Origin of the sequence: Bradyrhizobium sp. 4, from assembly GCF_023100905.1 — a bacterium.
Classification (GTDB): domain Bacteria; phylum Pseudomonadota; class Alphaproteobacteria; order Rhizobiales; family Xanthobacteraceae; genus Bradyrhizobium.
The window spans coordinates 744,594-769,712 of the sequence record NZ_CP064686.1 but is presented as its reverse complement, the minus strand read 5'-3'; the positions used below and the strand labels follow the sequence as shown (position 1 = coordinate 769,712).

Genomic DNA, 25,119 nt, shown 5'->3' with positions numbered 1-25,119 from the left:
CTACGTCGCCGCCGAACCGTTCTCGGCCGTCTCCAGCCGGAACGCCGCCGCAAACAGCGCGCGCGTGTAATCCGTCTTCGGATTCCTGAAGATCTCGGCGGCCTGGCCTTCCTCGACCACCTTGCCGCCACGCATCACGATCAGATGGCTCGCGAGCGAGGCGACGACGCGCAGATCGTGCGAGATGAACATGTAGGTGAGATCGCGACGGCGCTGCAATTCACGTAGCAGATCGACCATCTGCGCCTGAATCAGCATGTCGAGCGCACTGGTCGGCTCATCCAGCACGACGAAATCCGGCTCCAGCACCACCGCCCGCGCGATGCTGATGCGCTGGCGCTGGCCGCCGGAGAATTCGTGCGGATAACGGTTGCGGGTATCCGGCTTCAATCCGACGTCCTCGAGCGCCTTGACGACGCGCTCCTCACGCTCGCCGCGCGAGAGCTGCGGCTGATGCACGGTGAGGCCTTCCGCGACGATGTCGGCGACCGACATGCGCGGGCTGAGCGAGCCGAACGGATCCTGAAACACGATCTGCATGTCGCGCCGGAACGGCCGCATTTCCTTGAAGCGCAGACCCTGGATATCCTGCCCCAGGAACACAATGCGTCCGTTCGAGGAGATCAGCCGCAGCAATGCGAGCCCCAGCGTGGTCTTGCCCGAGCCGGACTCGCCGACGACGCCGAGCGTCTCGCCTTTGCGCACGGCGATGCTGACGCCGTCCACCGCCTTGATGTGGCCGACCGTCTTGCGCATCAACCCGCGCTTGATCGGAAACCAGACTTTCAGATCGTCGGCCGACATCACCACCGGCGCATCTGGCTGCGGCGGCGCGGGATCCGGCTTCGGCTCCGCGGCGAGCAGGTCGCGCGTATAGGGATGCTTCGGGCTCTTGAAGACCTGCTCGACCGGCCCCTGCTCCACGATCTCGCCGCCCTTCATGACGCAGACCTGGTCGGCGATGCGGCGCACGATGCCGAGATCGTGGGTGATGAAGAGCAGGCTCATGCCGAGCCGGCCGCGGATCTCTGCGAGCAGCGTCAGGATCTGCGCTTGCACGGTGACGTCGAGCGCCGTGGTCGGCTCGTCCGCGATCAGCAGGTCCGGCTCGTTGGCGAGCGCCATCGCGATCATCACGCGCTGGCGCTGGCCGCCGGAGAGCTGGTGCGGATAGCTCTTCAGCCGCGTTTCTGGCTCGGGAATGCCAACCTGCGTCAGCAATTCCAGCGTCCGCCCGCGCGCCTCGGCATTGCTGGTCGGATTGTGCAGCTGGATGATCTCGCCGATCTGCGCCTCGATCGTGTGGAGTGGGTTGAGCGAGGTCATCGGCTCCTGGAAGATGATCGAGATGTCGCTGCCGCGAATCTCCCGCATCTCCTGCTCCGACCGGTCGATCAGTTCCTGGCCCTTGAAGTGGATGCTGCCCGAAGGATGCGAGGCGTTCGGATAGGGCAACAGCTTGAGAATCGAGAGCGCGCTGACCGACTTGCCGGAGCCGGACTCGCCGACCAGCGCCAGGCACTCGCCGCGCCTGATCTGGAACGAGACCTTGTCGACCGCGAGCGTGGTGGCGCCGCCCTGGTGGAAAGCCACCGAGAGGTCGCGCACGCTGAGCAGAGGCTGGTTGATCGCGTCCATTGGCTTACCTGAACGTCTTGCGCGGATCGAACGCGTCGCGCACGGCCTCGCCGACGAAGATCAAGAGCGACAGCATGATCGCGACCGAGAAGAAGCCGGAGAAACCGAGCCAGGGCGCCTGCACGTTGGACTTGCCCTGCGACAGCAGCTCGCCGAGCGACGGCGAGCCGGGCGGCAGTCCGAACCCCAGGAAGTCGAGCGCCGTCAGCGTCATCACCGAACTCGACACGATGAACGGCAGGAATGTCATGGTCGCGACCATCGCGTTCGGCAACAGATGCCGGAACATGATGACCTTGTTCGACACGCCGAGCGCCCGCGCCGCCTGGATGTACTCGAAATTGCGCCCGCGCAGGAATTCCGCGCGCACAAGCCCGACCAGCGACACCCAGGAAAACAACAGCAGGATGCCGAGGAGCACGAAGAAACCGGGCACCAGCACCGACGACAGGATCAGCAGCAGATAGAGCGAAGGGATCGCAGTCCATATCTCGATGAAACGCTGGAACAACAGGTCGATCCAGCCGCCGAAATAGCCCTGCACCGCGCCGGCCGCGATGCCGACGACGGAGGAGACGATGGTCAGGCAGAGGCCGAACAGCACCGAAATGCGGAAGCCGTAGATCAGCCGCGCCACCACGTCGCGGCCCTGATCGTCGGTGCCAAGCCAGTTGTATTCGAGATCGCGGCAGCTCTTGAGGCCCTTCTTCTCGACGACGGGCTTGCACTGCGCTTCCGTCAACATCCAGGTCGGCCGCGACGGCGCCGGCGTCGGCAGATCGAGATTGTGGGTGTCGTAGGAATAGCGGATCAGCGGCCAGACGATGCTGCCGCCCTTCTCCCTGATCAGCTTCTGCAAGTAGGGATCGCGATAGTCGGCCGCCGTTTCGAAGTCGCCGCCGAAAGTGGTTTCCGAATAGGTGACGACGGACGGCCAATAGAGGTGGCCGTCATATTTGATCAGGAACGGCCGATCATTGGCAATCAACTCGGCGAACAGCGACACCACAAACAGGATCAGGAAGATCCAGAACGACCAGTAGCCGCGCCGGTTCGCCTTGAAATTCTGCCACCGGCGCCTGTTGAGCGGCGACGGCACGAACGGTTTGCGCGTGATCGGCACGGCACTGCCGAGCGGCGACTTCGCAGTGGTTTCGATCGGCGTGGTGGGAGCGGCCAGCGTCATCAGACCTCCCGCGCCTCGAAATCGATCCGCGGATCAATCCACATATAGGTCAGGTCAGAGATCAGGTTGATCACGAGGCCGACGAGCGAGAAGATGAAGAGCGTGCCGAACACCACGGGGTAGTCGCGGTTGAGAACGCTTTCGAAACTGAGTAGTCCCAGTCCGTCCAGCGAGAAGATGGTCTCGATCAGAAGCGAGCCCGAGAAGAAGGCGTGAATAAAGGTGCTGGGAAAGCCGGCGATGACGATCAGCATCGCGTTGCGGAAGACGTGACCGTAGAGCACCCGGTTCTCGCTGCAGCCCTTCGCGCGCGCGGTCATCACATACTGCTTGCGGATCTCGTCCAGAAACGAGTTCTTGGTCAGGAACGTCATGGTGGTGAACGCACCGAGCCCCATGGCGATCAGCGGCAGTGTCAAATGCCAGAAGTAATCGATGATCTTCCAGTACCAGGGAAATTGCGACCAGCCGTCCGACGTCAGTCCGCGCAGCGGGAACCAGTTGAAGAACGAGCCGCCGGCAAACAGGATGATCAGGAGGATCGCGAACAGGAAGCCGGGTATGGCGTAGCCGAGCACGAGCACGCTCGACGTCCAGGTGTCGAAGCGCGTCCCGTCCCTGACCGCCTTGCGGATGCCGAGCGGAATCGAGATCAGGTAAGTGAGCAACGTCAGCCAGATGCCGAGCGAGATCGAGACCGGCAACTTCTCCTTGACGAGCTGGAGCACGCTGACATCGCGAAAATAGCTCTTGCCGAAATCGAAGCGGGCGAAATTCCAGACCATCAGCGCGAAGCGCTCAGGGGCCGGCTTGTCGAAGCCGAACTGCACTTCCAGCTTTTTGATGAAGTCTGGATCGAGGCCTTGCGCGCCGCGATATTTCGAATTGATGGCGTCGCCGCCGGCCCCCAACTGCCCCGGGGCGCGCTGCGCAAAGTCGCTGCCGCCGGAAATGCGCGAGGTGCCGCCGGTGTCGGCGCCCGAGAGCTGCGCGATCACGCGCTCGACCGGGCCGCCCGGCGCGAACTGCACGACGATGAAGGAGACGAAGAGGATCCCGAGCAAGGTCGGGATCATCAGCAGGATGCGGCGGGCGATATAGGCGCTCATGGCTGTTTCGCCTGATCGAGCTTCGCGGCCTTGCCACCCTCGTACCACCAGATGTCGGGAGCGCCGACGCCGTTGGCATAACGCGGCGGCTTCTGCGGATGACCGAATTGGTCCCAATAAGCAAGCCGGTGCGTCTTGTTATACCATTGAGGCACCCAATAACGGCCGGCGCGAAACAGGCGATCGAAGGCGCGGCAGGCGATGGTCAAGTCCTCGCGGCTGTCGGCCGCCATGATCTTCTCGATCATGGCATCGATCGCCGGGCTGGCGACGCCCGCGAGATTGTACGAGCCCTTCGTTGCCGCGACCTGCGACGAGAAGAACGCGCGCATGGCGTCACCCGGCGTTGCCGACATGCTGAAGCGTTGGATCGTCATATCGAAGTCGAAATCTTCCTGGCGCGCCTTATGTTGTACGGCATCGACGAGGCGCACGCTCGCTTCGATGCCGAGCGTCGCGAGATTCTTGATGTAGGGCCCATGGTGCGGCTGGAACGAAGCTTCGTCCAACAGGAATTCAATCCTGAAGATCTCTCCGTTTGGCAGCACCCTCTTGCCGTCCTTGATTGGCAGGCCGGCGTCGCTGAGCAATTGCTGCGCCTTGCGCAACAGGCTGCGGTCCTGCCCGGAGCCGTCGGAGACTGGCGGGGTGAACGGTGCGGCGAACACCTCCGCGGGAACCTGGCCGCGAAACGGCTCCAGCAGCTTCAGTTCTTCCGGCGGCGGAGGCCCGTCGCTCGCCATCAGGTCCGAATTCTGAAATGGCGACACCGTGCGAGCATAAGCACCGTACATGATGGTCTTGTTGGTCCACTCGAAGTCGAAGGCGTCGATCAGTGCCTCACGCACGCGAGGATCCCTGAATTTTTCGCGCCGCGTGTTGATGAACCATCCTTGCGCGCCGGACGGCGTGTCGTCGGGCACGACCTCCATCTTGACGCGACCGTCCTTGACCGCGGGGAAGTCATAGCGGGTCGCCCAGATACGAGCAGTGAACTCCTCGCGGTAGAGATAATTCTTGCCGGTGAAACCTTCGAAAGCGACATCGCGGTCGCGGTAGAATTCGTAGCGCACGACGTCGAAATTGTAGCTGCCGCGACAGGGGGGCAGATCGGCAGCCCACCAATCCTTGACGCGCTCGTATTCGATGTAGCGGTTGACCTCGAACTTGCCGACCTTGTACGGCCCCGAGCCCAACGGGATATCGAGCGACGTTTCGTCGAAAGCGCGAGAGGCATAATACGCTTTCGAGAAGATCGGCAGGCTCGCGACATAGAGCGGCACGTCGCGCGCACGTCCCTTGGCGAAGGTCACGACAAGCGTCGCATCGTCAACGGCTTCCGCGCTGACCATATCGCGCATCTGCACGATGATCAGGGGATGGCCTTTCGTCTTCAGCGACGTCAGCGAAAACGCCGCGTCGTGCGCGGTCAGCTTGGTGCCGTCGTGGAATTTCGCCTCGGGCCGCATCGTGAAGCGATAGACCAGCTTGTCTGCCGATATATTTACAGACTTGGCGGCAAGCCCGTACATCCCGTCCGGTTCGTCATTGGCGCGCACCATCAGCGGCGCAAAGGTCATGTCCATGCCCTGCGCGCCATCGCCTTTGAGGATGAAGGCATTGAGCGAGTTGAAGGTCTGGTAGGACTGGTTGTAGGCGCGCACCGACGGGATAAGCGAGAAGGTGCCGCCCTTCGGCGCGTCGACATTGACGTAGTCGAAGTGATGGAAGTCGGCGGGATATTTGAGGTCGCCGAAGGCCGACATGCCGTGGGCCTCTGCATGCATCTCGGACGCTGCCGCGCCCCGGAGCCAGGAGGCGCTGAACGCGCCACCGGCACCCAAGGCCAGCACATGCCGGCGTGAAAGCTGCGCCATGCGAGAAATGCCCTTCACGACTTCTTTGCGATCCGCGCCGCTTTGTCTGCGTCGTACCACCAGACGAACGGGAAGCCGGACAGACCGTATTTGGGCAATTCCGCCGGCCGGCCGAAGCGGTCCCAGCGCGCGGTGCGCACCTTTGGATAATTCCACTGGGGCACGACGTAGTGATTCCACAGCAGCACCCGATCCAGCGCCTTGGTCGCCGCAACCAGATCGTCGCGACCCTTGGCGTAGATCACGCGCTCGATCAGTTTGTCGACCGCCGGGTTCTTGATGCCGGTAATATTGCGCGAACCCGCGATGTCGGCCGTCTTCGATGACCAGAACTCGCGCTGCTCGTTGCCCGGCGACTGCGACTCGGGCCAGGGGTTGGTGACGATGTCGAAATCCCACTCCCGCGTCCTGTTCTCGTACTGGGTGGGATCCACCGTCCGCACGCTGACGGCAATGCCGAGCCGTTCCAGCGACGGCTTGTAGAACAGCGTGATCCGCTCGAAGCTTGGATCTGAGTTCAGCAATTCCAGGGAGAACTGGGCGCCGGTCTTGATGTCGATCAGCTTGCGCTCGCGCACCTCGTAGCCGGCTTCCTTGAACAGGCGCAGCGCCTCGCGCAGATTGTCGCGAACGGCTTCCGGACTGCCGCCGACCGGGTTGGTGTAGGCCGTCGTGAAGACTTCGGGCGGGACCTCGGCGCGGACTGTCTCGAGTATCTCGAGCTCCTTGCCCTGCGGCAGCCCGGTCGCCATCAGCTCATCAATGCCATCGAAATAACTGCTGATGCGCTTGTACTGGCCGTAGAAGATCTGCTTGTTCATCTCCTCGAAGTCGAAGGCGTAATTGAGCGCGCGTCGCACGCGCGGATCCTTAAACTTGGCGCGGCGCAGGTTCGGCACGAAGGCCTGCATGACGCCCGAGCTGCGATTGGCGAACTCCTCGAGGATCACGCGCTTTTCGGTGACGGCCGGGAAGTCGTAGGCTGTCGCCCAATTCTTTGCGCTGTTCTCGGTGCGCCAATCCACCTGATCGGCCTTGAAAGCCTCGATCGCCACGGTGGCGTCGCGGAAATACTCGTAGCGCAGCTCGTCGAAATTATTTCGGCCCACATTGGCGGCGAGATCGCGCCCCCAATAATCCTTGACGCGCTCCAGCGCGATCGACCGCCCGGCAACGAATTCCTTGACCCGGTAGGGGCCCGAACCCAGCGGCACTTCGAGCGTGGTGGCGGAGACATCGCGCTTGCGGCCCTGCGCGTCGGTGCCCTCCCACCAATGCTTCGGCAGGACCGTGAGCTGCCCAACGATCTGCGGCAATTCGCGGTTGCCCGGCGCGTCGAACACGAACTTTACCTCACGCTCGCCGACCTTCTCGGCTTTCACCACATGGCTGTAATAGGCCGAGTACTGCGGGTGGTGCTTCTTGAAGGAATCGAGCGAGAAGATCACGTCGTCCGCGGTAACCGGCTTGCCGTCATGCCATTTGGCTTGCGGCCGCAAGCGGTAAGTCACGAAGGAGAAATCATCCGGATGGCTGACGGCCTCGGCCAGCGCGCCGTATTCGGTCGAGACTTCGTCGAGCGAGGCCGTCGTGAGGGATTCGTAGATGAATGCCACGGCACCGGCAACTTGCCCCTTCACACCGGAGACGACGATGTTGAAATTGTCGAATGTGCCGACGGCGATCTGGCGCGCGACGCCGCCTTTTGGCGCTTCCGGATTGACGTAGTCGAAGCGCTTGAAGTCCGCAGGGTACTTGACCTGTCCGAACAGCGACAGCGCGTGCCGCCAAGTCGGCTCGCTGGCGGATTGCGCGTGTGCCACGCCGACGCCGGAAAGGCCCGCTACGGAACCAAGGGCGGGGAGCGTTGCGGCAGCGGTGCCAGTGAGCAGGAGATCGCGTCGGGTAAGGGCCAAATCAACATTCCTGTCTTGAAGGAGGCTACTCCTTTAAGTTCCCAATATAGGCGAGGTTTCGACGGAATATGTTGCTTTTTCCTCATCTTGGAAGCCCGGCTGGCCGATCGCTGCGGCCAAACGCCCCGATAACAACGCCGCGAGGCCCGGATAAGCAAACGGCCGGGCTTTGAGCCCGGCCGCGTACCAAGATCGAAATCGACAGGCCTTACTTCGTCGCGGTCGGCAGCGGCTTCGGGCTGTCGGAGAGACTGTTCAGGTAAGCGATCACGTCGGCGCGCTCGCTATCCTTCGGGATGCCGGCAAAGCCCATCGCGGTGCCCGGGACAGCCGCCTTGGGATTGGCGATGAACTTGTTGAGCGCATCGAAGTCCCAGGTGCCGCCCTTGGCCTTCATCGCAGCCGAGAAGTTGAAGCCGCCGCGGCCCTCGCCAACATGGTCGCCGACGACGCCGTAGAGGTTCGGACCGACACGGTTCGGGCCGCCCTTCTCGAAGGTGTGGCAGGCGCCGCACTTCTTGGCGGCGGAGGCGCCCTTCTCGACCGAGGCGGTCTGGAGCAGCTTTTCGATCGGTTCGGCGGCCGCGGGGGCAGCGCCGCCTTCCTTGCCGTGACCGGCGTCTTCCTTCACCGCGATCTCGAAGCCCGGCTTTTCCGGCATCTTGGGCGAGAACAGCGCACTCGCGGTGAAGCTCGTCACCAGCAGAAGGAGACAGGTGCCGAGCACGGCACCGAGAATCTTGTTCAGTTCGAAAGAGTCCATTGCCGGCCAGGCCCCACACCGCAAGAAGGATCGAGCGGCCCAATGCGGCCGCCAGGACGAGCCTCGGAGAATCAACGTTCCTTTATTGTTTCCCCGAGTTTTGCCATTGAGATATCGGTTTGCCCGGGGTCTGGCAACCCGTATAAGCGAGCGGGCTTCACGCCCGTCCCCACCCCATTTCTCGGCGCGGAAAACGCCCCGTTTCCAGGCCCTTGAACCATGATCGATCCCCGCATCCTGGTGCTGATTCCAGCCCGCATGGCCGCCACCCGCCTGCCCGGCAAGCCGCTCGCCGATATCGCGGGGCAGCCGATGATCGTGCACGTGATGCGCCGCGCCGAGGCCGCCGGGATAGGCCGGGTCGCGGTCGCAACCGACACCGCGGAGATCGCGTCCGTCGTGACCGCCCATGGCGGCGAGGCCGTGATGACCCGCCCGGAGCACCCGTCCGGCTCCGATCGCATCCACGAGGCCATGCTGAAGCTCGATCCGGACGGCAAAGCCGAGATCGTGGTCAATCTCCAGGGCGATTTCCCGACCATCACGATCGACAACATCCGCGAGGTGCTGCCGCCGCTGCAAGACCCCGTCGTGGACATCGCAACGCTGGCTTCGCAGATCCACACCGAGGAGGAGGACCTCGCGCCCAGCGTCGTGAAGGCGATCGGGACCTCGCTCGGCGGCAGACGCATGCGTGCACTTTATTTCACCCGCGCAACCGCGCCGACCGGCGACGGGCCGCGTTACCACCATATCGGCCTCTACGCCTATCGCCGCGCCGCGCTGGAGCGCTACGTCCGGCTTCCGCCTTCGCCGCTGGAATTGCAGGAGAAGCTCGAGCAACTCCGGGCGCTCGAGGCCGGAATGCGCATCGACTTCACCATCGTCGATACCGTGCCCCGCGGGGTCGACACCCCGGCGGACCTGGAAACCGCCCGCAGCATCCTTTCCAAATCCTGAGCCGCTGTTACAAGGCCGAGCATGAGCAAGCTGAAAATCGCATTCCAGGGCGAGCCTGGGGCCAATTCCCACATCGCCATCGTCGAGGCCTATCCCGACGCCGAGCCGATGCCCTGCGCCACCTTCGAGGACGCCTTGTCGGCGATCGCGTCGGGCGAAGCCGATCTCGGCATGATCCCGATCGAGAATTCGGTCGCAGGCCGCGTCGCCGACATCCATCATTTGCTGCCGGCCTCCGGCCTCTTCATCATCGGCGAATGGTTTCTGCCGGTCCGGCATCAGCTGATGGCGGTGAAGGGGACCAGGCTCGAGGACATCAAGAGCGTCGAGAGCCACGTGCACGCGCTCGGCCAATGCCGGCGCATCATTCGCAAGCTTGGCATCAAGCCGATCGTGCACGCCGATACCGCCGGCAGCGCCCGCGACATTTCCGAGCGTAACGACAAGTCCGTCGCCGCGATCGCCTCGCGCCTGGCCGCAAAGATTTACGGCCTCGACATTTTGGCCGAGGACATCGAGGACGAGGCCCACAACACCACGCGCTTCGTGGTGCTCGCGCGCGAACCGAAATGGGCCGCACAGGGCTCCGGTCCGCTGGTCACGACTTTTGTGTTCCGGGTGCGCAATTTGCCGGCCGCGCTCTACAAGGCGCTCGGTGGCTTTGCCACCAACGGCGTCAACATGACCAAGCTCGAGAGCTACATGGTCGACGGCAATTTCTTCGCCACCCAGTTTTACGCCGACGTCGACGGCCACCCTGATGACAAGGGCCTCGCTTTCGCGATCGAGGAGCTGAAATTCTTCTCGCGCGAATTCCGCATCGTCGGCGTGTATCCAGGCCACCCGTTCCGCGCGACGATGGAATAGTCTCGTGTCCCGGACGCGCGAAGCGCGAGCCGGAGCACGAGAGCCTTATCCGACCGTCTTAAGCCCGAACGCCTCCGCCAGCAGCGAATACGATTTCTTTCGCGCCTCGTGATCATAGACGGCGGTGATCACCATCAACTCGTCCGGCTTGCTTGCATCGATCAGTGGCTGAAGCGTCTTCTGCACCGTCGCCGGGTTACCGACGAACAGGCGCGAGCGGTTGCGCCGGATCGAGGTGCGCTCCGAGTCGGTATAGGGATAGGCCAGCGCCTCTGCGACGCTCGGCAACGGAAGATACTGGCCGCGGTCGCGGCGCAGGCGGTTGAGGTCGAAAGATGCGGCGAGCTTTTCGGCTTCGTCATCCGTGTCGGCTGTGATGACGGCGACCGCGAGGATCGCGCGCGGGCTCGAACTCCAGGCCGAGGGCTGAAAACGATTGCGATAATGCACCATCGCATCGATCGCATCGTGGGATGCAAAATGATGGGCGAATGCGAAGCCCATGCCGACCTGCGCGGCGAGCTCGGACGAATAATCGCTGGAGCCGAGCAGCCAGATCGGCGGCAACGGCGTATCGTCGGGCATCGCGACGACGTTGTGGTAGGGATGGCCCGAGGGGAATTCCCGGGTCTGCCACAGGATCAATTCGTGCAGCCGCTCGAGGAAATCGTCGCCTTCGCGGCGATCGAGCCGACTGCGCAGCGCATAGGCTGTGGCACCATCAGTGCCGGGGGCGCGGCCGAGGCCGAGATCGATGCGACCCGGAAACAGCGCCTCCAGCATCTTGAAGCGCTCGGCCACGACCAGCGGCGCGTGATTGGGCAGCATCACGCCACCCGACCCGACACGGATGTGCTTCGTCACCGCCGCGATCTGCCCGATCATCACGTCGGGCGCCGGGCTGGCGACGGAGGCAAGGTTGTGATGCTCGGCGAGCCAGTAGCGGACATAGCCGAGCCCGTCGGCATGGCGCGCCAGGTCGATGCTGTTGCGCAGTGCCGCGGCCGGCTTTGTGCCTGTTGTGACGACGGAGAGGTCGAGGACTGAGAGCGGGATCATGGCGCGCTAACGTAATGGAGAGCGGCGCAGCGGCAATGGGCAGGGCGCGCAGGTCTGACGTGCAGGCCGCGGGCTCGCGCGCCGGACCGCGCCGCGAAGTTGGGACAAGATCGATCTGAAAACAACTCCTTCACATTGCCCACGCCAGAACTTTGCGTCAAATGGCCACGGATTCTGGCTATATGCCTGATTTATTTATCATTATAGCTGAATGCATTTAGCCCACTTCGACTTCAAACGACATCTCATTTGCTACGATAATAACAAAAGTGGGCCATTTCCCATCTGCGATGGGCTGTCGTGCGCGGCCGCTTTGGCTTATCTTGACCTCTCCCAATCTAGACCTGACCGCGGCCCGCCCACGACCCGGCGCGCCCTTGGAGTGAGTGGTGCCCATGACTGACGCGACGATGCCTGCCCACACCGACGGGCAAGACGGGTACCTGAAGCGGCCTGCGATTTCCTTCGAGTTCTTTCCGCCCAAGACGGAAGATATGGAGCGCAATCTCTGGGACACCATCAACCGGCTGGCCCCGCTCGACCCGAAATTCGTCTCGGTCACCTATGGCGCCGGCGGCTCGACCCGTGAGCGCACCCACGCGACCATCTCGCGTATCCTGAAAGAAACCGCGCTGCTGCCGGCCGCGCATCTGACCTGCGTCGGCGCCTCGCGCGGGGAGATCGACGAGATCGTCGATCGCTATCACGAGGTCGGCGTCCGCCACATCGTGGCCTTGCGCGGCGATCCCGCGGGCGGCATCGGCACGGCCTATTCCAGCCATCCCGACGGTTACCAGAGCTCCGCCGACCTCGTCGCCGGCATCAAGAAGCGGCACGGCGATATCGAGGTGTCGGTCTCGGCGTACCCTGAGAAGCATCCGGAGGCGCGCGACTTCGACGATGACATCGACACGCTGCAGGCCAAGGTCGATGCGGGTGCGACCCGCGCGATCACGCAGGTGTTCTTCGATAACGACCTCTATTTCCGCTATCTCGACCGCGTGCAGGCGCGCGGGATCAACATCCCGATCGTGCCGGGCATCATGCCCATGCATAATTTCAAGCAGGCTCGCAATTTCGTCACCCGCAACGGCACCTCCGTGCCGGACTGGATCGCCGCGAAGTTCGAGGGCCTCGATGAAGACGCCGAGACCCGCAAGCTGGTGGCGGCCACCGTCGCCGCCGGCCAGGTGCAGAAGCTCGCCAAGCACGGCGTCGACACCTTCCATTTCTACACCATGAACCGCGCCGATCTCGTGTTCGCGATCAGCCATTTGCTCGGCATCCGCGCCAAGAGCGCGCAGAAGGCGGCTTAAGACAGCATGACCGTATCCACCTCTCCCAAGCGAACCGCCCTGCTCAACGCCGCGCGCGAGCGCATTCTCGTGCTCGATGGCGCCATGGGCACGATGATCCAGAACCTCCAGTTCGACGAAGCCGCCTTCCGCGGCGAGCGCTTCAAGACCTTCCATCGCGATTTGCGCGGCAACAACGATCTCTTGATCCTGACCCAGCCGCAGGCGATCGAGGACATCCACGCCGCCTATTTGCGTGCCGGTGCCGACATCGTCGCCACCAACACCTTCTCCACGACCTCGATAGCGCAGGCCGATTACGATCTCGCCGACATCGTCTACGAGATGGCGCGCGAAGGCGCCCGCCTCGCCGGCAACGCCGCACGCCGCGTCGAGGCCGAGGACGGCAAGCCGCGCTTCGTCGCCGGCGCCATCGGACCGACCAACCGCACCGCCTCGATCTCGCCTGACGTGTCCAATCCCGGCTACCGCGCCGTCACGTTCGACGATTTGCGCAAATCCTATGGCGAGCAGATCAACGGCATGCTCGACGGCGGCGTCGATCTGCTGCTGGTCGAGACCATCTTCGACACGCTCAACGCAAAGGCGGCGCTGTACGCGATCGCCGAGATCACGGAAGAACGCGGCATCGACATGCCGGTGATGGTGTCGGGCACCATCACCGACAAGTCCGGCCGCCTGTTGTCCGGCCAGTTGCCGGAAGCGTTCTGGCATTCGGTGCAACACGCCAAGCCCATCACCATCGGCTTCAACTGCGCGCTCGGCGCGGAAGATCTGCGCGCGCATATCGCCGATATCGGCCGCGTCGCCGACACGCTCGTTTGTGCCTATCCCAATGCCGGCCTGCCCAACGAGTTCGGCCAGTATGACGAGACCCCGGAATACATGGCCCGCCTGGTCGGCGAGTTCGCGCGTGACGGCCTCGTCAATATCGTCGGCGGCTGCTGCGGCACCACGCCGGATCATATCGCGGCGATTGCGGCGGCGGTCGCGCCGCACAAGCCGCGCATCGTGCCGGAGATCGAACCTCGCTTGCGGCTCTCCGGCCTCGAGCCGTTCATCCTGACCGACGCGATTCCTTTCGTGAACGTCGGCGAGCGCACCAACGTCACCGGCTCCGCCCGCTTCCGCAAGCTGGTCACCGCCGGCGACTACACCGCCGCGCTGCAGGTGGCGCGCGACCAGGTCGAGAACGGCGCGCAGATCATCGACGTCAACATGGACGAGGGCCTTCTGGACTCGGAAGCCGCGATGGTGACCTTCCTCAACCTCGTCGCCGCCGAGCCCGACATCGCCCGCGTCCCCGTGATGGTCGACAGCTCGAAATTCTCCGTGATCGAGGCTGGCCTGAAATGCGTGCAGGGCAAGCCGGTCGTCAACTCGATCTCGATGAAGGAAGGCGAGGACAAGTTCATTCACGAGGCGAAGGTCGCCCGCCGTCATGGCGCGGCCGTCGTGGTGATGGCGTTCGACGAGGTCGGCCAGGCCGATACGTTCGCCCGCAAGACCGAGATCTGCAAGCGCGCCTACGACATCCTCGTGAACCGCGTCGGCTTCTCGCCGGAAGACATCATCTTCGATCCGAATATTTTCGCGATCGCAACCGGCATCGAGGAACACAACAATTACGGCGTCGACTTCATCGAGGCGACGCGCTGGATTCGCAAGAATCTGCCGGGCGCGCATATCTCGGGCGGCGTGTCCAATTTGTCGTTCTCGTTCCGCGGCAACGAACCGGTGCGCGAGGCCATGCACTCGGTGTTCCTGTATCACGCCATCAAGGCCGGCATGGACATGGGCATCGTCAATGCCGGGCAGATGATCGTCTATGACGACATCGATCCCGAATTGCGCCAGGTGTGCGAGGACGTCATCCTCAACCGCGACCCCGGTGCGTCCGAGCGTCTGCTGGCGCTCGCCGAAAGATTCCGCGGCAACAAGACCCAGACCAAGGAAGCCGATCTCGCCTGGCGCGAATGGCCGGTGGCGAAGCGGCTGTCGCATTCGCTGGTCCACGGGATCACCGAGTTCATCGAGCAGGATACCGAGGAGGCCCGCAAGGCCTCGAAGCGCCCGCTCGACGTGATCGAGGGTCCGCTGATGGCGGGCATGAACGTGGTCGGCGATCTCTTCGGCGACGGCAAGATGTTCCTGCCGCAGGTGGTGAAGTCGGCCCGCGTGATGAAGCAGGCTGTCGCCTGGCTGATGCCGTTCATGGAAGAGGAGAAGGCGCGCAATCTCGCCAACGGCATCGGCACGGAAGGCTCATCGTCCGCCGGCAAGATCGTGCTCGCGACTGTCAAGGGCGACGTCCACGATATCGGCAAGAACATCGTCGGCATCGTGCTCCAGTGCAACAATTACGAGGTGATCGATCTCGGCGTGATGGTGCCCGCGGCCAAGATCGTCGAGACGGTGAAGGCGGAGAAGGCCGACATCGTCGGGCTGTCCGGCCTGATCACACCCTCGCTCGACGAGATGGCGTTCTTCGCCGCAGAATTGCAGCGCGAAGGCCTCAAGCTGCCGCTCTTGATCGGCGGCGCCACCACGAGCCGCGTGCATACGGCGGTGAAGATCGACCCGAGCTATCGCGCCGGCCCCGTGGTGCATGTCAACGACGCCAGCCGCGCGGTTGGTGTTGCGTCTGCTCTGCTGTCGCCCGAGAGGCGCGAGGCCTATGCCGCCGAAGTCCGCGCTGAATACGCAAAAATCTCGGACGCGCATATGCGCGCCCAGGCCGACAAGAAGCGGCTGAAGCTGGCGACCGCCCGCGCCAACCGCGTGCCGGTCGACTTTGCCGCGAACAAGCCGGTGAAGCCGACCTTCCTCGGCACCCGAAGCTTCGACGACTACGATCTCGCCGAGTTGGTGCCCTATATCGACTGGACGCCGTTCTTCCAGACCTGGGAGCTCGCCGGGCGCTTCCCCGCCATTCTCGACGATGCCAAGGTCGGCGAAGTCGCGCGCTCACTCTACGACGACGCGCGCAAGATGCTCGATCTGATCGTCAAGGAGAAATGGTTTCGCGCGCGCGCCACCGTCGGCTTCTGGCCGGCCAATGCGCAGGGCGACGACATCGTGCTCTACGCCGACGAGAGCCGGACCAGGACGATCGCGACGCTGCACACGCTGCGCCAGCAGCTCGAGAAGCGCGAGGGCCGTTTCAACGCGGCGCTGTCCGACTTCGTCGCGCCCGCCGGCACCGGCGTGCCCGATTATGTCGGCGGCTTCGTCGTCACCGCCGGCATCGGCGAGGATGTGGTCGCGGACCGTTTCAAGATGGCCAATGACGACTACTCGTCGATCCTGTGCAAGGCGCTGGCCGATCGCCTCGCCGAAGCCTTCGCCGAGCGCATGCATGCCCGCGTCCGCCGCGAGTTCTGGGCCTATGCGCCGGACGAGACGCTCTCGACCGACGAGTTGATCCTCGAAAAGTACCAGGGCATCCGTCCCGCTCCCGGCTATCCCGCGCAGCCCGATCACACCGAGAAGGCCACGCTGTTCGAGCTGCTCGACGCCGAGAACACCGCCGGCGTGAAGCTGACCGAGAGCTTTGCGATGTGGCCGGGCTCCTCCGTGTCGGGGCTCTATCTCGCCAATCCCGAGAGCTACTATTTCGGCGTCGGCAAGATCGAGCGCGATCAGGTCGAGGATTATGCTGCGCGCAAGGGCATGAGCGTCGCCGAGACCGAGCGCTGGCTCGCGCCGATCCTGAACTACATCCCGGCGCGAGAGGGCACGGCCGACAAGGCGGCATTCGCGGCAACACCGGCCAACGACGAAACGTCGAAGGAGCTTGCCTCGCATCCGCCGGGCTGCACCTGCGCGGTGCACCTGGTCTGGCAGAAGAAGCGCGCGGGCGCGGGCTAGGCGCCCTCCAAACAAAAACGAGAAATCAACCCCATGCACAGTAGGCATGGGGTTGAAAAAGCTCGACAAATTTCGTCCTTCCCGAAATGGCTTGCGGCGTCGGGCAAAACACCTGTATGAATGCATGATCGCCGACCGCGCCCATTTGATACTCGCTGCCTCGTCCGCCGCGATCATGAGCGCGCGCCACACGTTCGGTGTCGAACGTTCGGTGTCGTCATGGCGGAAGCCAGGACTCATGCCGAGTGACCCATCGGTGACGATCGCGGGCACTACCGAACGACGAATCTTCGCCAAATGACCAACTGGGGTGATGGGTCCTGGCTTTCCCAGAACAATATCGGTGAGGCAAATGCTCTAGCCTGTACCGGAACGACGCAGCACATCGAACAGCTGCGGATGCGCCCTCGCAAGAATCGGCCGCTTGTGAACTCGTTCACTTGTCCGCTCAACCTTGGTTCGCTACTGTCTCGGCCTACTACCTTTAACCGACGATTTGCTTGGGATCGAACATATGAAGCAGTTCATTGCACCGTTCGTCGCCGCGATCGCTCTCGTCGTGCTACCCACGATTGCCGCGGCGGACTGTCCGAAAGGCTATGTGCCATGCGGCGAGAAAAATCAGTTGTGCTGCCCGGGAAAGTAACAAGCCGCAAATGGCTTTGGCTTGGTAGCGGAGTTTTTGTCGCGATAGCCCTCGTGATGGTCTCGGTCTACGCGGGATTCCCGCGCAAGAAGCAGACCATCACGGCCATCCTCTCCGAGACCGGATATTTCGAGGTGGTGCCGCCAAGCACGTTCGGCGGCCCCGGCACGATCAACACGATCGAGTATCTGAGCAATGGCCGGGTGGAGCTGCATCCGACTTGCGAGGTCGATCCGACGCTGCTCACCGGCAAGATTCAAAAATCGCGGACCGTCGACCGCGACCTGAAGCAGTCGCTCGAGAAAAAGCTCGACGTGTCGGCCCAGGTCAGGGACAAGCTGTCGGCCGTCGCCGGAATGCAGCAGGTCGAGACCGTCAACCTCAAGCTCGAGAACGCCAACATTCTGCTGATATCCGACGAGTCGCTGATCTCGGCCCGCAACGCCTTGCTGAAAGCCGAGTGTGAAGACGCGGTCACCCAGAACGTTTCGAGCGGCGGCGTCGTGTGCCAGACGCGGTCCGTGCTGGAGGCCGACGTCGTCTACGAGATCAAATATCACAACACTATTTCGATGGAGGAGCGGGCCAAACTGACATCCGAGATCGCGACGAAGCTCGATCTTGACGTCCATGAGGGGGCGAACGACAAGGTCTCCGGCTCTCAATTGTTTTTCGGCATCAGACTGTCGCCAAATCCGATCGTGATGCACTCTGCTTCGGGCGAGATCAAGCCCTGCACGAGGAGATAGGATCGGCGCCGCACCCCTGACGTGAACGCAACGCGCGTTCGCCGCGACCAATGGCGGTCGCCGCCGAAGCGCAGGGGAATCGGATGCTGAACGCCCAACAATTAATGTGGACCCAGATTGCCGCCGGCATCGCGGTGCTGCTGTTTGGATTGACGCTGTTCAACCTGATCCGCATGCGAGGCCGGATGGTCGCGGCGCGGAGTTGGGACAAGGTGGAGGGCATCATCACGGTCTCCCGGGTCGACCAGCCAGCGGCGCACACCTCGGACGATCGGAACGACGCCAAGCCCATCATCCGCTACCGCTATCAGGCCGGCGGCCAGGAGCTGGAAGGCGACAAGGTCTTTGTCGGCGGCACCGTCATCACGACGAGGGTCTTGGCCGCAAAACTGACCGGACGTTATCCGGTCGGCGCCCATGTCGACGTCCACGTCGATCCGAAGCAACCGACCGAGGCGCTGCTGGAGCCCGCCGCCGCGCAGAACGTCGCGGCACTGGTGGCGTTCACAATGGTGTTCGGCATCATCGCCGCCACGCTGACCGCGCATTCGTTCGCAGGCCACGTGCTCTACGCCGACAAGGGCGTGCCGCTGTTCGCGTTCGCGGTGCCGATCATCGTGCTCGTGGGCGGGGTGTTCCTCGCCGCCGATTATGTCCGGACGCGCCGGCTGGCGAGCGCCAGCCTGCGCTGGCCGACCGCTGCCGGTAGGGTCACCCATTGCGACGTGATCGAGGAAATCGTCGAGGAGAAGACCGAGCACGACAATCGACCGACGACTTCAAAGCTCGTCCACCGCTATCAGGTCGACCTGCGCTACGCCTACAGGGTCGGCAAGCGCGACTTCATCGGCACCGAAGTCGATTGGAACGGCACCATGATCTCCGGGTTGCGCGAGGTCGCCGAAGAGGGCGCTGCGAAATACAGGCCCGGGAAGAGCGTCCAGGTCTATTACGATCCGGACCAGCCCGGTCAAGCCGTGCTGGAGCCTGCAAGCCGCGCAGGCGCGCTGGGGCCGCTGATCGGCGCCGCGGTCTGCGCGGTTGTCGGCGGCCTGTTCCTGACAATCCTGATCAAGGTCGGGTTCGCATAGCGGCGCTTCTCCCTTCGCCTCTCCCCGTAAGCGGGAGGGATTGAAAGAGCCTCACCCCTTTGGCGGTGACAGTGGCTGCACGATCTCCTGGAACGGCACCAGCGCCTCGCACGCGTCGGCATGCGCCGACAACGCCGGATAGCGCGAGGTCTCGAACAGAAGCGGGTGCGCCTCGCGGGTGAAGCGCACGACGCAGGCCACCGCGATGTCGGCATGGCCGATGCGGTCGCCTAGCCAGTATGGCGTGGTCACCTTGGCGCGCTCGGCCTCCAGCGCTTTCAGCACGTCCGCGATCTGCGCTTCGCAACGCTGCACCCACAGCGCAAGCTGCTCCTTCCGCAACACGCGCTCGTAGAGCAGGCTGACCGCCTTGTCGCCGAGACCGGAGGCGAGCGCGCAGATGCGCAAATGATGCCGGCGCTCGGCGCCGGAGCGCGGCAGCATCGCCTTCTCCGGCCCTACCAATTCGTCGAGATAATCGAGGATGACCGTGCTCTCGATCAGCGCCTCGCCGTCGTCGAGCACCAGCGTCGGCACGCGGCGCAGCGGATTATAGGGCGCGATCTTGTCGGCGTCGCCGAAGGTCGACCACGGCCTGTGCTCGAAGGCGAGGCCGTACAGCCGCAGCGCAATTGCGACGCGGCGGACAAAGGGGGAATCGTATTGGCCGATCAGGAACATGGTTTTGCGCTCTTCTCTGGCTTTTAGACGAGGCAGGGCCGATCAGTTTCCACGGCAAGGCCGCAGTAGCGCAAGCAAAATCATGGAAGTGGAGCATTGCGCCGGATGCAACGGCGCCGCGACAGCGTCTGCCGGATGCGCTATCAAGGACGGCATCATGACAGCAACAATGGACATCAATCGGGAGCGGATCGCGGCGACCGAGGCCGTCATCCGTCCGCACATACGGCGCACGCCGCTCGTTGAGGCCGATCTCGCCGATTTCGCCCTGCCGTCCGCACCGGTCATTTTGCAGCGCGGGTTTTCGCTGGCGCGGGCGGAGCAGAAGGTGTTTTGAGGAGTAGCCCGCATGGAGCGGAGCGGAATGCGGGGACGCTGTCCCGGATTGCGCTTCCGCCTTCGCGCTTCGAGCTTCGGCCAGTCCGGGGCGACGTCTGACAGTAGCTTTTATTCGATGATCGGCACATGCTTCGCCGCGGTTCGCGGCGCCGTGCCATCGAGCCGCGGGTCGTCGGCAACCTCGATCTGGCGGCGGAACGGGCGGAAGCCGGAGCGCTGATAGAACGCGACGGCGGACGGATGGTCGAAGGTGCAGGTGTGCACCCAGACCCCGGACAGGTCGCGTGACCACGCGAGCTCAAGCGCGCGGTTCATCATAAAGCGAGCGGCACCACTGCCGATCAGTTTTGCGGTGACGCCGAAATACACGAGCTCGCACTGGCGGGCCTCGCGAAAGTCCAGCTCCAGCAGGCCTTCATCGTTGCCGTCCACGACAAGCGCATAGACCTCGACGCCCGGTGCATGGATGACTGCGGCGAGCTCGGCGTCGTTCATGCGCGCCCGCGAAAACCACAACCACTCCTCGCCGACGCGGCGATGGAGATCGCGATACCAATGAACCGCGGGGGTATCGACCTTGCGCAGGGTCCATGCGCCAAGGGGATCGCCACGCAGCGGCGGACGCGCCGTCATCTCGAGATGCGTGACGACCGCAGCGATCTTGCCGGCGGGAATGTCGGAATAGCCGTCGGGGAGGATCATGGGATGCGTCCCTTTGAAGCTGAACGCCGGCCACACATTCGGGGTCGTCCTGGCTTTCGCCAGGACGACGGCGGAGTTTGTGGATACGCCTCATTCACCGCGGCGTCAGCGTGATCGCCTCAGCCGTCGCCGCTTCGACCCCAGCGCGGCTGTAGAGCAGCGGCACATACCGGCCGGTCGCCCACAGCGGCGCGAGGTCGCGATAGTGGCCGCTGAAGGGATCGCCCGACTGGCCCGGCGTGTTGATGGTGCGGCTCGCATCCCAATTGCCGACGTCCAGCACCATGCGGAACGAGGCGCCGGCGAACAGCTGATAATCGGTGCGGCGATAGGTGGCCGCGCGCGGCACATTGGCGGCGCCGCCGTAGGCCAGCGGACCGACCGAGAGCTGAGCGGCCGTCGCCTTGTCGGCAAGCGGCATCAGAGCATGGTCGAATTTCGCGACGTGCAGGCGGCCCCAGCGCCAGGTTGAGGAATCGGCCCCGAGCTTGGTCGTCACATCGGCCACCGCGGCGCCAAGGCTGTCGCGCAGGATCTGGTCGCGGGCGGCGGCGGGATCGGAGCCAAACGACGCGTCTGGAGATTCCAGGAAGGGGACAAGCGCCGAAATGCTGGACGCTTCGGGCGCGATCAGGTCGGCCGCCTTGGGCGCCGTGGTCTTCAACAGCACCGGTCCAAGATGATTGGCGATCCAAACCTCGAACACCGCGGCAGCGGCGCTGTCGGCGGCATCACGCGCGTCCCACGGCTTGAGCAGTTCGAGGCCCTTCTTCACGTTGGCATCGTCCGAAGTGAGCGGCTGCAGCAGATTGACGAGCCGCCGCCCCAGCATCGTGGTGTCGTCGTTCTGCAAATCCATGGCATCGGCCAGCGTCACCTTGCTGTTGGCCTGCAGCACCTCGGTGATGCGCTGCCAGCGCGCACTGTCCGCCCATTCGAAGCCGACCTTGCGCTCGCTGACGGGATAATCCGCCGGCAGGTTCATCTGGTTGGCGGTGGCGAGAAAGCCCTGCTTGGGCTGATAGGCCTTGGGCAGTTCGTCGAGCGAGAGAAACCCCTGCCATTCGTAGCGGCCGTCGCCCGGCACCGGCATCAGGCCATCATAATTGGCGCGCCGCGGCGTCTTGCCGGCGGCAACCCAGCCAATATTGCCCTTGGTGTCCGCATAGACCTGGTTCTCCGATGGCGCGCCCCAGCGCCGCATGGCGCCGAGGAAACCGTTCCAATCCTTCGCGGTCATGTAGTCGGAGGAGCCGAAATAGGCCGAGGTGCCGGGCTCGAACCAGATCGAGCGGACGGCGAAGGCGCGCTTGTTGGCGTCGTCGACATAGATCACCGGACCATGCCGGGTGAATTTCAGCTCGAGATCGCGATCGCCTTCGCCTTTCACCTGCTCCTTCTCGTGCACGATGCGCATGTCCTCCCAGCCGCTGCCATAGCGGTACTGGTTGGGATTCTGCGGATTGAGCTCGTAGACGTAGAGGTCTTCCTGGTCGACGTTGAAGATGGTGAGACCGAAGGCGATGGTGCCGTTGTGGCCGATCGAGATGCCGGGCAGCGCCGGCTCGCCCGCACCGATCACGGAGAGGCCGGGCGCATTGAGGCCGACGATGTAGCGCAGCGACGGCACGCTGTGCTCGCGATGCGGATCGTTGGCGAGGATCGGCCGTCCCGTCGCGGTCCGCGACGCCGCGATCACCCAATTGTTGGAGCCGATGGTGTCGCGTTGCTGGTCGGCCTCGGTGAGGTACTTGTCCGGATCGTGCGCGAGCGCGGCTTGGCGGTCTTTCGGCGCGGCAAAGGCGACCGGGCGCGTCGCCAGGTCGTAAGGCGCCAGCACCGCCTTCGGCACGCTGCAGGGATCGAGACCATCCGGCACTTTCGTCGTCCACGCCGGTTCGAGCTTGACGCGAAAGCGATCGGCATCGAGGCCGGCCGCACAGGCGACCAACGCGCGCTTGACCTCGGAGGCGACATTGCGCGTCAGGCCGTGGCTGCGAATGCGGACGATGTCGTCCGCCGTCCACGGATCCGGCATGGTGCCGGCGATCCTGAACTCGGTCGGCAGCGGGCGCTTGCCCGCGCGCACATCGGCGACGTAGGCGTTGACCCCGGCGACGAATGCCTCCGCATAGGTCCTCCCCTTGGGGCCGTAAGCCGCCCATTCCGCTTTCATATCGCCGCGATAGAGAAAGAGCCGCAGCGCCTTGTCCTGTTCGGCATAGGCCGCGCCGAAATCCTTGGCCAGCAGACCGAGCCCGCGCTTGCGCCAGAGATCGATCTGCCAGAGCCGGTCGCGCGCGGCGTTGAAGCCTTGCAGGAAGAACAGGTCGTGCTCATTACCGGCATAGATGTGCGGGATGCCCCAGACATCGACCAGAATCTGCGCGGGAGCCTTGAGACCGGCGACGTCGGTCTTGACCTGCCGCGCGCTTCCGAGCGGGTCCGGCTTCTCACGCGCAATGGCGGTCGAGGTGAGCAGCGCGGCGCAGATCGCTGCGCCAAAAAGCTTCTGGATGACCCGGTTGAAATCCGTGTTCATTGTTGGTGCTCCCTTTGTTGCTGTTTCTTGTAGCCTGGATGGAGCGCAGCGCAATCCGGGAACCGTGCCATGCAGAACCCCGGATTTCGCTGCGCTCCATCCAGGCTACGAGATCCTCCTAGCCCTCGCCCTCGTCGCTCGCGAGCACGCCCTTCACCGCCCTCGCCCAGCCCGCCAGCTTCCGCTCCCTTGTCGCCTGGCTCATGTTCGGCTTGAAGCGGTGCTCGAGGCGCCAGTTGTCGGCGAACTTGGTCGGCTCGGGATAGACGCCGGCCTGCAGGCCCGCGAGATAGGCGGCGCCGAGTGCCGTGGTCTCCTGGATCACCGGACGATCGACCGGCGCATCCAGCAGATCGGCGAGGCGCTGCATGGTCCAGTCGGACGCGGTCATGCCGCCGTCGACGCGGAGCACGACGCTTGCGGTTTCCGAGCTCGGCCAGTCGGCGCGCATGGCGGCCCAGAGATCAAACGTCTGGTAGCAGACGCTTTCGAGCGCGGCGTGGGCAAGCTCGGCCGGGCCGGTGTTGCGGGTGAGGCCGAACAGCGCGCCGCGCACGCGCGGATTCCAGTACGGCGCGCCCATGCCGACGAAGGCCGGCACCAGATACACGCTCTGCATGGAGTCGGACTGATCGGCGAGCGGTCCGGTCTCGGCGGCGTGCTTGATGATGCCGAGGCCGTCTCGCAGCCACTGTACCGCGCTGCCCGCGACGAAGATCGAGCCTTCGAGCGCGTAGGTGCGTTTGCCACCGAGCTGGTAGGCGATGGTGGTGAGCAGCTTGTTCTTCGAGGCCACGGGCGTCGTGCCGGTGTTGAGCAGGGCGAAGCAGCCGGTGCCGTAGGTGGACTTCATCATGCCCGGGCGGAAGCAGGCCTGGCCGATGGTCGCGGCCTGCTGGTCGCCGGCGATGCCGGAGATCGCAATCGCGCCGCCGAACAGGTCCGGCGTGCTCTCGCCGAAACGGGCGGAGGAATCCTTCACCTCGGGCAGCATCGAGCGCGGCACGCCGATGATCTCGAGCAGTTCGTCGTCCCACTGGCCGGTGTGGATGTTGAACAGCAGCGTGCGCGAGGCGTTGGTGGCATCGGTGGCGTGCACCTTGCCGCCGGTGAGGCGCCACAGCAGATAGCAATCGACGGTGCCGAACATCAATTCGCCGCGCGCGGCGCGCGCCCGCGCGCCGGGGACGTGGTCGAGAATCCAGGCGACCTTGGTGCCGGAGAAATAGGGATCAATGATCAGGCCGGTCTTCTGCGAGATCACGGGCTCGCGGCCGTCGGCTTTCAGTCTCGCGCAGATGTCGGCGGTGCGGCGGTCCTGCCAGACGATGGCGCGGTGCACGGCCTGCCCGGTGGCGCGGTCCCACACCACGGTGGTCTCGCGCTGGTTGGTGATCCCGATCGCGGCGATGTCCTTTGCGCTGATGCCGGCCTGCGCGATCGCGTCGCGGCAGACCGTCACGGTCGAGGTCCAGATGTCCTCGGGCTCGTGCTCGACCCAGCCCGAGGCGGGGAAATGCTGCGGAAACTCGGCTTGCGCCTTCGCCGCAATGGAAATGTCGCCGCGAAACACGATCGCGCGCGAGGAGGTGGTGCCCTGGTCGATGGCAAGGACGAAAGACATGGAAGCACCCTTGGGGTTTGCTGGTTGTTTTCTTGGCGTTGTCCCGGGAGGGATCATTGTGTCGCGCCAAAGGGAGCGGATTAGGGCGGGAAGGTCAAGAAGGGCTCAGCTGTCGTCCCGGCGAAGGCCGGGGCCCATACCGCGTGATCCATCGATTGCGCACGATGCCGATCCAGCACGACCA

Annotated in this window: 20 protein-coding genes; 9 read left to right on the top strand and 11 right to left on the bottom strand. The window is 64.1% G+C overall.

Going from position 1 to position 25,119, the window contains the following annotated elements; all coding sequences use genetic code 11:
• The 6 genes from IVB45_RS03605 to IVB45_RS03580 form a co-directional block, all read right to left on the bottom strand.
• Positions 1-1,638 (bottom strand): ABC transporter ATP-binding protein, encoded by a 1,638-nt coding sequence (locus IVB45_RS03605; protein ID WP_247359489.1) that lies wholly within the window; start codon positions 1,636-1,638, stop codon positions 1-3.
• A gap of 4 nt (positions 1,639-1,642) precedes the next feature.
• On the bottom strand, positions 1,643-2,824 hold the full coding sequence (locus IVB45_RS03600; protein ID WP_247359488.1) for an ABC transporter permease: 1,182 nt from the start codon (positions 2,822-2,824) through the stop codon (positions 1,643-1,645).
• A complete protein-coding gene (locus IVB45_RS03595; RefSeq protein WP_007605353.1) occupies positions 2,824-3,933 on the bottom strand; it encodes a microcin C ABC transporter permease YejB in 1,110 nt (369 codons plus the stop codon). Before IVB45_RS03595 ends, IVB45_RS03600 begins: the two co-directional genes overlap by 1 nt.
• On the bottom strand, positions 3,930-5,810 hold the full coding sequence (locus IVB45_RS03590; protein ID WP_247359487.1) for an extracellular solute-binding protein: 1,881 nt from the start codon (positions 5,808-5,810) through the stop codon (positions 3,930-3,932). Before IVB45_RS03590 ends, IVB45_RS03595 begins: the two co-directional genes overlap by 4 nt.
• A 14-nt stretch (positions 5,811-5,824) precedes the next feature.
• Positions 5,825-7,726, bottom strand: a complete 1,902-nt coding sequence (locus tag IVB45_RS03585) for an extracellular solute-binding protein (RefSeq protein ID WP_247359486.1) — start codon at positions 7,724-7,726, stop codon at positions 5,825-5,827.
• Positions 7,727-7,934: 208 nt separating this feature from the next.
• Positions 7,935-8,489 (bottom strand): cytochrome c family protein, encoded by a 555-nt coding sequence (locus tag IVB45_RS03580; protein WP_247359485.1) that lies wholly within the window; start codon positions 8,487-8,489, stop codon positions 7,935-7,937.
• Positions 8,490-8,708: 219 nt separating this feature from the next.
• Here IVB45_RS03580 and IVB45_RS03575 point away from each other — a divergent pair, with 219 nt between their 5' ends.
• Positions 8,709-9,449: a 3-deoxy-manno-octulosonate cytidylyltransferase gene (locus IVB45_RS03575; RefSeq protein WP_007599748.1), complete on the top strand. Its 741-nt coding sequence runs from the start codon at positions 8,709-8,711 to the stop codon at positions 9,447-9,449.
• Between the two features lie 21 nt (positions 9,450-9,470).
• On the top strand, positions 9,471-10,316 hold the full coding sequence (locus IVB45_RS03570) for a prephenate dehydratase (RefSeq protein ID WP_247359484.1): 846 nt from the start codon (positions 9,471-9,473) through the stop codon (positions 10,314-10,316).
• A gap of 45 nt (positions 10,317-10,361) precedes the next feature.
• Here IVB45_RS03570 and IVB45_RS03565 read toward each other — a convergent pair whose 3' ends face one another.
• A complete protein-coding gene (locus tag IVB45_RS03565) occupies positions 10,362-11,375 on the bottom strand; it encodes an LLM class flavin-dependent oxidoreductase (protein ID WP_247359483.1) in 1,014 nt (337 codons plus the stop codon).
• A gap of 395 nt (positions 11,376-11,770) precedes the next feature.
• Here IVB45_RS03565 and metF point away from each other — a divergent pair, with 395 nt between their 5' ends.
• From metF to IVB45_RS03540, 6 genes are all read left to right on the top strand, one after another.
• The gene (metF, locus tag IVB45_RS03560) at positions 11,771-12,691 is read left to right on the top strand and encodes a methylenetetrahydrofolate reductase [NAD(P)H] (RefSeq protein ID WP_027570183.1); all 921 of its coding nucleotides are present in this window, start codon (positions 11,771-11,773) and stop codon (positions 12,689-12,691) included.
• Positions 12,692-12,697: 6 nt separating this feature from the next.
• The gene (metH, locus tag IVB45_RS03555; RefSeq protein ID WP_247807588.1) at positions 12,698-16,561 is read left to right on the top strand and encodes a methionine synthase; all 3,864 of its coding nucleotides are present in this window, start codon (positions 12,698-12,700) and stop codon (positions 16,559-16,561) included.
• A 52-nt stretch (positions 16,562-16,613) separates the two neighbouring features.
• Positions 16,614-16,862 (top strand): hypothetical protein, encoded by a 249-nt coding sequence (locus IVB45_RS03550; protein WP_155810035.1) that lies wholly within the window; start codon positions 16,614-16,616, stop codon positions 16,860-16,862.
• A 213-nt stretch (positions 16,863-17,075) separates the two neighbouring features.
• Positions 17,076-17,207, top strand: coding sequence for a hypothetical protein (locus IVB45_RS38855; protein WP_256379063.1), 132 nt, complete (start codon positions 17,076-17,078; stop codon positions 17,205-17,207).
• A gap of 56 nt (positions 17,208-17,263) precedes the next feature.
• Entirely contained in the window at positions 17,264-17,956 is a 693-nt protein-coding gene (locus tag IVB45_RS03545) for a hypothetical protein (RefSeq protein ID WP_245287899.1), read from the top strand.
• A gap of 83 nt (positions 17,957-18,039) precedes the next feature.
• Positions 18,040-19,047 (top strand): DUF3592 domain-containing protein, encoded by a 1,008-nt coding sequence (locus IVB45_RS03540; protein WP_247362824.1) that lies wholly within the window; start codon positions 18,040-18,042, stop codon positions 19,045-19,047.
• Between the two features lie 51 nt (positions 19,048-19,098).
• Here the strand turns inward: IVB45_RS03540 and IVB45_RS03535 are convergent, their stop codons facing one another.
• On the bottom strand, positions 19,099-19,728 hold the full coding sequence (locus tag IVB45_RS03535) for a glutathione S-transferase family protein (protein WP_247283565.1): 630 nt from the start codon (positions 19,726-19,728) through the stop codon (positions 19,099-19,101).
• Between the two features lie 82 nt (positions 19,729-19,810).
• Between IVB45_RS03535 and IVB45_RS03530 the strand changes: the two genes are divergently transcribed.
• Positions 19,811-20,065, top strand: a complete 255-nt coding sequence (locus tag IVB45_RS03530) for a hypothetical protein (protein ID WP_247362826.1) — start codon at positions 19,811-19,813, stop codon at positions 20,063-20,065.
• Positions 20,066-20,175: 110 nt separating this feature from the next.
• Here the strand turns inward: IVB45_RS03530 and IVB45_RS03525 are convergent, their stop codons facing one another.
• The 3 genes from IVB45_RS03525 to glpK form a co-directional block, all read right to left on the bottom strand.
• Positions 20,176-20,769, bottom strand: coding sequence for a GNAT family N-acetyltransferase (locus IVB45_RS03525; RefSeq protein WP_247362828.1), 594 nt, complete (start codon positions 20,767-20,769; stop codon positions 20,176-20,178).
• A 94-nt stretch (positions 20,770-20,863) separates the two neighbouring features.
• Positions 20,864-23,311 (bottom strand): penicillin acylase family protein, encoded by a 2,448-nt coding sequence (locus IVB45_RS03520; protein WP_247362830.1) that lies wholly within the window; start codon positions 23,309-23,311, stop codon positions 20,864-20,866.
• A 118-nt stretch (positions 23,312-23,429) separates the two neighbouring features.
• Positions 23,430-24,935, bottom strand: a complete 1,506-nt coding sequence (gene glpK, locus IVB45_RS03515) for a glycerol kinase GlpK (protein ID WP_247362831.1) — start codon at positions 24,933-24,935, stop codon at positions 23,430-23,432.
• Positions 24,936-25,119: the final 184 nt, after the last annotated feature.